Origin of the sequence: Devosia sp., from assembly GCF_028290645.1 — a bacterium.
Taxonomy (GTDB): domain Bacteria; phylum Pseudomonadota; class Alphaproteobacteria; order Rhizobiales; family Devosiaceae; genus Devosia_A.
Map to the genome: position 1 here is coordinate 1 of NZ_JAQGJL010000112.1, position 7,964 is coordinate 7,964.

8 protein-coding genes and 1 pseudogene are annotated in these 7,964 nt (G+C 65.8%); 1 reads left to right on the top strand and 8 read right to left on the bottom strand.

Going from position 1 to position 7,964, the window contains the following annotated elements; genetic code table 11:
• A pseudogene (locus JWQ89_RS06565) lies at positions 1-654 on the top strand (hypothetical protein); the annotation flags it as partial.
• Positions 655-748: 94 nt separating this feature from the next.
• Here JWQ89_RS06565 and JWQ89_RS06570 read toward each other — a convergent pair.
• The 8 genes from JWQ89_RS06570 to JWQ89_RS06605 form a co-directional block, all read right to left on the bottom strand.
• Entirely contained in the window at positions 749-1,912 is a 1,164-nt protein-coding gene (locus JWQ89_RS06570) for a peptidoglycan DD-metalloendopeptidase family protein (protein ID WP_299639452.1), read from the bottom strand.
• Between the two features lie 405 nt (positions 1,913-2,317).
• On the bottom strand, positions 2,318-3,079 hold the full coding sequence (surE, locus tag JWQ89_RS06575) for a 5'/3'-nucleotidase SurE (RefSeq protein WP_299639454.1): 762 nt from the start codon (positions 3,077-3,079) through the stop codon (positions 2,318-2,320).
• Complete coding sequence (gene serS / locus JWQ89_RS06580; protein WP_299639456.1) at positions 3,076-4,641, bottom strand: serine--tRNA ligase; 1,566 nt, start codon at positions 4,639-4,641, stop codon at positions 3,076-3,078. The genes surE and serS overlap by 4 nt, the downstream gene beginning before the upstream one ends.
• Before the next feature lie 102 nt (positions 4,642-4,743).
• Positions 4,744-5,580: a twin-arginine translocase subunit TatC gene (tatC, locus tag JWQ89_RS06585; protein WP_299639457.1), complete on the bottom strand. Its 837-nt coding sequence runs from the start codon at positions 5,578-5,580 to the stop codon at positions 4,744-4,746.
• 2 nt (positions 5,581-5,582) lie between these two features.
• On the bottom strand, positions 5,583-6,269 hold the full coding sequence (gene tatB / locus JWQ89_RS06590; protein ID WP_299639459.1) for a Sec-independent protein translocase protein TatB: 687 nt from the start codon (positions 6,267-6,269) through the stop codon (positions 5,583-5,585).
• 32 nt (positions 6,270-6,301) lie between these two features.
• Complete coding sequence (gene tatA, locus JWQ89_RS06595; protein ID WP_299639462.1) at positions 6,302-6,520, bottom strand: twin-arginine translocase TatA/TatE family subunit; 219 nt, start codon at positions 6,518-6,520, stop codon at positions 6,302-6,304.
• Positions 6,521-6,688: 168 nt separating this feature from the next.
• A complete protein-coding gene (gene scpB, locus JWQ89_RS06600; protein ID WP_299639463.1) occupies positions 6,689-7,363 on the bottom strand; it encodes an SMC-Scp complex subunit ScpB in 675 nt (224 codons plus the stop codon).
• Positions 7,360-7,964: ScpA family protein (locus JWQ89_RS06605; RefSeq protein ID WP_299639465.1), on the bottom strand; the 605-nt coding region annotated here is incomplete at its 5' end. The genes scpB and JWQ89_RS06605, both read right to left, overlap by 4 nt.

Sequence of the window (7,964 nt, forward strand, 5' to 3'; positions counted from 1 at the left end):
GACGACAATGTCATGCTGTCGCTGCGCTATGATGAGGATTCGCCGGTCGAAAAGATCGAGCGGGTGATCTCGGCGCGGAGCGGCACGCCGGCGCTGGATTTCGTGATGCGCATCTTTGCGCGGCGGCCGGCGAAGATGTCGGTGGGCCTCCACCCGAACTTCCGGCTGCCGGAACAGCCGGGCCGGCTTGAGCTGAAGGCGGACTTCCAGTTCGGCCTGACGCATCCGGGCCAGACGGGATCGGGCCCGCAGGAATTCTCCAGCCTCTCGGCGGTGCCGAAGGATGGGGCAACGGTCGACATGGGGCATATCCCGCTGTCGCCGCGGACCGACAAGAACGTGCAGCTCTGCGGCATGCGCGGGCCGATGGTCGCTACCTGGCTCGACGAGGGCATGGGCATCGAACTCGACTGGGACCGGCGCCTCTTGCCCTCGCTGATGATCTGGCACACCGATGGCGGGATCGGTGGCGAGCCCTGGAAGAACCAGTTCCGCGCCGTCGGCCTCGAGCCGATCGCCTCGGCGTTCGACCTGCATACCGAGCTCTCGGCCGGGGTGAACCCGATCAATGCGCGGGGCGTGGCCACCGCGATCTCGATCGACCCGGCCCAGCCGCTGGAAATCCGGCACTCGATCAAGGCGTTCGCGGCTTAGTCCGACAAGGGGCCGGTGCGAGCCGCCCCCGCACAGGCCCCTCAATAGCCAAAGGCCCCGGATCATCCGGGGCCTTCTTTTTCCTGCGCCGATCTCAGCTCGCCAGCAGCGGCAGCGGATCGACCGGGGTAGCGCCCTTGCGTAACTCGAAGTGCAGCTGGGACTTCGAGACCGAGCCGGTCTTGCCGGCGGTGCCGATATTGTCGCCGCGGTTCACCACGGTGCCCTTGGCGACATTCATGTCCTTGAGGTGGGCGTAGGCCGAGACGTAGCCGTTGGGGTGGCGGATGAGGATCAGGTTGCCATACCCCTCGACGCCCGAGCCGGCATAGATCACCTGGCCGTTCTCGGCGGCGCGGACCGCGGCGCCCTCCGGCGCCTCGATATTGATGCCGGTACCCTTGGAGTTGGCGAAATCGGTGATGACGCGGCCCGAGATCGGCCAGCGGAACTTGTCGGCGCCGGACAGCACCGGCTCGGCCTTGGGCTGCTCCAACGGACGGGCTTCGGCCATGGTTTCGGCAGGCTTGGCTTCGAGCGGCTTCACCGTCGCCAGCGGCGTCCTCGGCTGCTGCTCGAGCGAAGCGACGGCGACGGGCTTTTCGGCAGGATCGGCTGCCGGAGCGCTGCCGCCCTTGGGGCCCATGGCGGCGAGCGCCGAGGCCTTGCCGGGGATGACGATCTTCTGGCCGACGAAGATCTTGTCGGGCGAGGAGAAGCCGTTGGCCTGGATGATCGCCTGCGCCGTGACATTGTAGCGGCGCGCGATGGTGTAGAGGCTTTCGCCGCTCTCGATCACGTGGACATAGGCGTCCGAGGGGATGGAGACGAGGGAACTGGATGCCGGTGCGGACGCCAGAGTGGGGGTCGCGGGAACCGGACTCAGGGGCTTGGCAGCGGGCATCATCTGATTGCTTCCGTTGGCTGATGAAGTGAGCACAGGCAGATCTTCCGTCGATACTGAGCCCAGCGGCTGGCCGCCCATATTGTTGGAGCCGATCACCGTGGCGCCGGGACCGTTGCCGCCAATATCTGCCGGAGGGATGAAGCGGTTTTCCGCCACAGCCACGGGAGCCGTCAGCGTCCTGGGCATCGGCTGGGAGGTGTTCATCGGCGCAGCGGCGTTGACCGATCCGGTCGTCGTCCTGTCGAAGCCGAGGCCACCCAGCGAACTGCACCCCGAGAGCGCCGTGGCGCCCGCGAAGAGGCCCACAATCGCGGCGGTTTTAAGCGTCTTACCGGTCACGCGGTTACTCATCAGTCCACTCTACGCAGGTACTCAATGGACGTGAGATTAGGCCGTTAAGGTAAAGAGTGATTTAAATGCCAAGCAATTTGCGTGAGATAGCGCGAATGGATTCAGGGGTTGGTAGGGTTAAGGGCGCGGCTACTGAATGGAGCGTCAGAACCCGTTCATCTACCGGGCAAACCCGCAGCGCCAATGTGGCAGCGCCCTGCCCTTTCGAGCCGCTCCAGCCACCCGCCCCGCCGCTCCGGCAGGCCGGCTCGCCAAAAACCCCCAAGGATACATCGGCCGCCCACGACTTATCCCCGCCGGCGCCGGGCGTGCGACAATGTTGGTCGATGAACCGAGGCGGAGGGCAAATATGGATCGCCCAGCATAGCAGCTACGAACTGAACGAACGACGACCAGTTCGTTCAATCACAGCCCGAGGGTCCCATCGAGGCGTTCTGCAAGCTCGTAATCCGTGTGCTGCAGCATCAGCGGCGTCACGGTGATGGCGTTGCCGTGCATGGCGAGCCGGAAATCGTGCTCGGGATCGAGGGGCGTCGGCGTCTCGGGGATCGCGATGAAGAATTTCCCGGCGTTGTCGCTGGCATAGTAGGCCATGGGCGAGCGGGCGAAGCGCTGGAACGGGACGACGCGGATGCCGCTGACATCCTCGGGGGCGCAGAACGGGATGTTGACGTTGAAATAGGCGTCGCGGGTCTTCACCTCGCGGACGAGCTGCGCCACGACGCGGGCAGCGAATTCGCGCGAGTTGGTCCAGTCGACCTCGTGACCGAGCTCGTAGTTGACGCCCTGGCTGATGCCGATGCCGAGCGCCCCGTGCAGCGCGCCCTCGCGAGCCCCACCGACCGTGCCCGAGCAGTTGAGGATGTCGCCGAGGTTCTGGCCGTTGTTGATGCCGGAGAGGACGAGATCGGGCTTCCTGTCCTTGCAGACATGGGTCATCCCGGCGACGACGCAGTCCGCCGGGGAGCCGCCGACCACCGAGAAAACCCGGTCCTCGAGCCGCTCGAGGCCGAGCTCGCGGCCGAAGGTGAAGCGGTGCGCGGCGCCCGACTGGTTGCCGTCCGGAGCGACCACCCACACGTCATCGCTCAGCGTCGCGGCAATCTCGCGCATCACGGCAATGCCCGGCGCATCGACGCCATCGTCGTTGGTGATGAGAATTCTCACGAGCGGGCGCCGATCGACTTCAGGCCCTTCATGTAGGGCTGCAGCACCTCGGGGATGGCGATGGAGCCATCCTCCTGCTGGTAGTTCTCCATCACGGCAATCAGCGCCCGGCCCACGGCGACACCCGAGCCGTTGAGCGTATGCACATGCCGAATCTTGCCGTCCTTGCCTTTGACGCGCGCATCCATGCGGCGGGCCTGGAAATCGCCGCAGACCGAGACCGAGGAGATTTCGCGGTACGTGTCCTGCCCCGGCAGCCAGGCCTCGATGTCGTAGGTCTTCTGGGCGCCAAATCCCATGTCGCCGGTGGACAGCGTCATGACGCGGTAGTGAATGCCGAGCTGCTTCAGCACATCCTCGGCGTCGCTCAGCATCTTCTCGTGCTCGTCGCCCGAGGTTTCCGGCGTGGTGATCGCCACCATCTCGACCTTGTTGAACTGATGCTGGCGCAGCATGCCGCGGGTGTCACGCCCGGCCGAGCCGGCTTCGGAGCGGAAGCATGGGGTGAGCGCGGTGTAGCGGAGCGGGAGTTCGTCCTCGGAGAGGATGGACTCGCGGACGAGGTTGGTGAGGGGGACTTCGGCGGTGGGGATGAGCCACAACCCCTTTGGCAGGTTCTCTAGCCTCTCAAAAAGAGCAACGCCCTTCGTCCTTGCCTGGTCCATTTGCTGGAAGTCGAACCGCCTAGTTTCCTTCAACTCATGAAGCAGTTCGCGCAAGCCGCCGCCCTGCTCTGTGCCGTCGCTCGTAGACTCCAACCCCTCTAGGCGCTCCAGTAGCTCGCGAGTATCCTCGTCTCGGTCGACAATTTCCTTGAAGAGGTCTTGCATCTCCTGCAGTTCCAGCTCGGTGCTGGTCGTTGCAACAAACAAGTCCTCTTTGAACTTCGGCAGTTGGTTCGTCCCGTACAGCGCGTCGTCCTTCACCAGCAGCGGCGGTTGCACCTCGGTGTAGCCGTGCTGGTCCACATGCAGGTCGAGCATGAACTGACCGATCGCTCGCTCGAGGCGCGCGAGGTGGCCCTTCAGCACCACGAACCGGCTGCCGCTGATCTTTGCCGCAACCTCGAAGTCCATCTGCCCAAGCGCTTCGCCGGTTTCAAAATGCTCCCTCGGCTTGAAGGTGAAAGTCGGCTTCTGCGGCCGCGCCTTGGCAGCGGTGGCGGGCGACCCGTTGGGGCCGAAATACTCGACATTGTCGGCTTCGTCGGCGCCGCGGGGAACCTCCTCGAGCGGGATGTTGGGGATGACGAGGAGCGCGTTGCGGAGCTTTTCCTCGGCCTCCTTGCGCGTGGCTTCGCCGGCCTGGATGGCGTCCTTGAGCGCGGCGACTTCGGCCATCAGCTCGTTGGCCCTGGCTTCGTCCTTCTGGGCCTTGGCCTGCCCGATCTGCTTCGACAGCGCGTTCCGCAGGGCCTGAGCCTCCTCGACGGCGAGGATCGCGGCGCGGCGGGAATCGTCCATGGCGATCAGCTCGGAGGCCTTGAACGGCACGTTCTTGCGCGCGCTGAGCGCAGCGTCGAACGCGGCGGGATTGGCTTTGATCCAGTTGATATCGAGCATGGGAGACCTGCGGCGGGAGAAGCGCTCTGCTTTACCGGATTGCAGGGTGGTTGCAAGGGCCCGCAACCGACGACCAAAACTCTACCTGGGCGGGAGTATGCCCTACTCCGTCTTCTCCACGTCGGTGCTTTCCGCGCCTTCGGCGGCGAGCGCGGCGGCCCGGCGCTTTTCGACCATGCGGACGGAGAGGATGGAGATTTCGTAGAGCAGGTACATCGGCAGCGCGAGGCCGATCTGGGAGATCGGATCGGGCGGCGTGATGAAGGCGGCAAAGACGAGGATGGCAACGATGGCGTAGCGCCGGCCGTGCTTCAGCGTCTTGGACGATACCAGGTCGATCTGCGCCAGCAGCGTCAGCACCACCGGCAGCTGGAAGCAGATGCCGAAGGCGAGGATCAGCGTCATGGCGAGGCCGAGATATTCCGAGACCTTCACCAGCATGGTGATCTCGGGTGTCTCCATGGCGTGGAAGAACCGCATGGCGAGCGGCAGCACCGCGAAATAGACCATGGCCGCGCCAAGCACGAAGAATACCGGCGTCGCGATCAGGTAGGGGATGAACGCGCGGCGTTCCTTCTTGTAGAGGCCGGGCGCGATGAAGCCGTAGACCTCGGTGGCGAGGTACGGGAAGCCGAGGAACAGCGCGCCGAAGAAGGCGAGGCTGAGCTGGGTGAAGAAGAATTCCTGCGGGGCGGTGTAGATGAGCTCCACCGGGTTCGGCGCCACCGCTTCGCGATAGGGCTGCACCAGGACGTTGAAGATGGTGCCGGCGAAGAAGAAGCAGACGATCAGCAGCCCGAAGATCACCAGCAGCGAGCGGATCATACGCTTGCGCAGTTCGATCAGATGGTCGAGCAGCGGGGCTTCGCTGCCGGCGAGCTCGTCCTCATCGGTCTTGGGCGCGCCCTTGGGCGCTTCGAGTTTGCTCTGTTCGGCCATGGTCACGCCTTCTTGGCGGCAGCGGCCGGCTTCTTGGCGGCGGGCTTGGCCTTTGCCGGGGCCTCAGGCTTGGCGGCGACGCTCTCGGCCTTGGCGACGGGCTTGGCCGCCTTGACGGTCGGCTTCCTCGCCGGCGTGGCCTTGGCGGGGGCGATGGCCTCGACGGGCGCGGGAGAGTCGATCGGCTTCTTCGCCCTCGGCGCGGCTTTCTTTGCCGGCGCAATATCAGAGGTGGCGACCGTGCTCTCGGCTGGTGCCTTGATCTTCGCGGGCGGGGCAGCCTTGACCGGCGCCTTCACCGGCTCGGCCGGCGTCATGACCGGGGCGGCAGCCGCGGGCGCAATGCCGGCCGCGACCTTGATCTCGTCGACGACGCTTTCGACCTTGGGATCGGCGGGCTTGATGACGCCCGAGGGCTGCACCTGGCCGGTCGCGGTGGTGGTGTTGAATTCCTTGCGGATCGCGTCGGCCGTGGCCTTGAGCGGCGCGGTGACGGAATTGCGCAGGTTAGTGATCTCGTTGAGCCCGGTGGTCTTGTTCAGCTCACGCTGAAAATCCGAGCCCATCCGGCGGATCGTGCCGGCGAACTGGCCGATGCGGTGCATCAGGGCAGGTAGTTCCTTGGGACCAATGACGATCAGGGCAACGACCCCGATCACAAGCATTTCGGTCCAGCCGACGCCGAGCATATGGATGGCTCCTGGGAGCGGCCGTCAGACGATCAAGCGTCCTTGGCCTTTTCAGTCTCGCGGACCGGCTCGACGGTGGTCGAGGCATCGATCTGCGCGGCGGGCTTCTGCTCTTCGTCGCGCATGCCCTTCTGGAAGGACTTGATGCCGGAGGCGACCTCGCCCATGAGCCCCGCGATCTTGCCGCGACCGAACAGCAGGATCACGACGATCGCTACGACAATGATGCCCCAAATACCTGGCGCGTGCATGGATGGTCTCCGAGAAATACCGAACGCTTGCTCTTAGCGCAGAGAAATAGGTTCAATCCTTGGCGAACACAAGGACGTGCTCCGGATTGAGCGCAAGGAAAACGTCGCAGCCGACTGCGACAGGCCGATCGGCGCGGCGCGGGCGCCCGTCCTCGACCTCGATGGCGTTCACTGGATGCCGTCGCTCTCGCCCCGGTCGTCGGGCTCCAGCGGGTCCTCGTCGTCGCGCAGCGGGCCGTCGAACGGGAGCGGGACCTGGAAGGCAGGCGGCAGGCGGCTCGAGAGCAGGCCCGAGCCCTTCAGTTCCTCGAGGCCCGGCAGATCGGCGAGGCTTTCGAGGCCGAAATGATCGAGGAAGGCTTCGGTGGTGCCGTAAGTGACCGGGCGGCCGGGGGTGCGGCGACGGCCGCGCATACGCACCCAGCCGGTCTGCATCAGCACATCGAAGGTGCCGCCGCCGCTGGCGACGCCGCGGACTTCCTCGACTTCGGCGCGAGTGGCGGGCTGGTGATAGGCGATGATGGCGAGGGTTTCGAGCGCGGCGCGGGAGAGCTGACGGCTTTCGGTCTCCTCGCGGCGGAGCAGGAACGACAGATCGTCGGCGGTGCGGAAGGCCCATTTGCCGCCCCGCCGGACGAGGCTGACGCCGTGGCCGGTGTAGCGCTGGGCGAGGCGCTCGAGCAACATGGGCACATCCGCGCCTTCGCCGAGATAGGGGGCGATGTCGGCGGGCGAGAGCGGCTCGGCGGAGGCGAAGAGGATCGCCTCGAGGATGCGGAGGTTGCGCTCCGCGATCTCGCCGTGCTCGTCGTATTCCGTCTCTGTCGCGGGCACGTCGTTCATTCGAGCTTCTTTCGGTCACCCGGCCGGCGGCGCATGAACAGCGGGCCGAAGGTCAGGGTCTGGCGCAGTTCTATTTGGCCCTGGCGGGCCAGTTCAAGGCTGGAGGCGAAGCTCGAGGCGGTGGCGGTCTTCCGCTGCCCGGGGTCGCTCAGGTAGCGGTCGAGATAGGCGTCGAGCGGCACCCAGTCCATGCTTTCGCCGATCAGCCGCGTCAGGATCTCGCGCGCCTCCTGCAGCGACCAGACGTTGCGCTCGAACAGGTGGTAGTCCTGCGGCACGTTGCGTTCGCGGCCGGTGGCGTAGGCCTTGAGCAGGTCGTAGAGCGAGGCCTCCCAGAGATTGCGGCGCTCGATGAGCACCGGCTCGGGCTGGCCGCGGGCGTGGACGTCGCGGCCGAGGCGCGGACGGTTGACCAGCTGCATCGCGGCCTTGCGCATCGCTTCGAGCCGCTTCAGGCGAAACTGCAGCAGTGCCGCCATCATCTCGCCCGAGGGTTCGTCGTCGCTCGGTGCCGCCGGCACCATCAGGCGGCTCTTGAGGTAGGCGAGCCAGGCCGCCATGACGAGGTAGTCGGCGGCGATCTCGATGCGCTTCTCGCGCA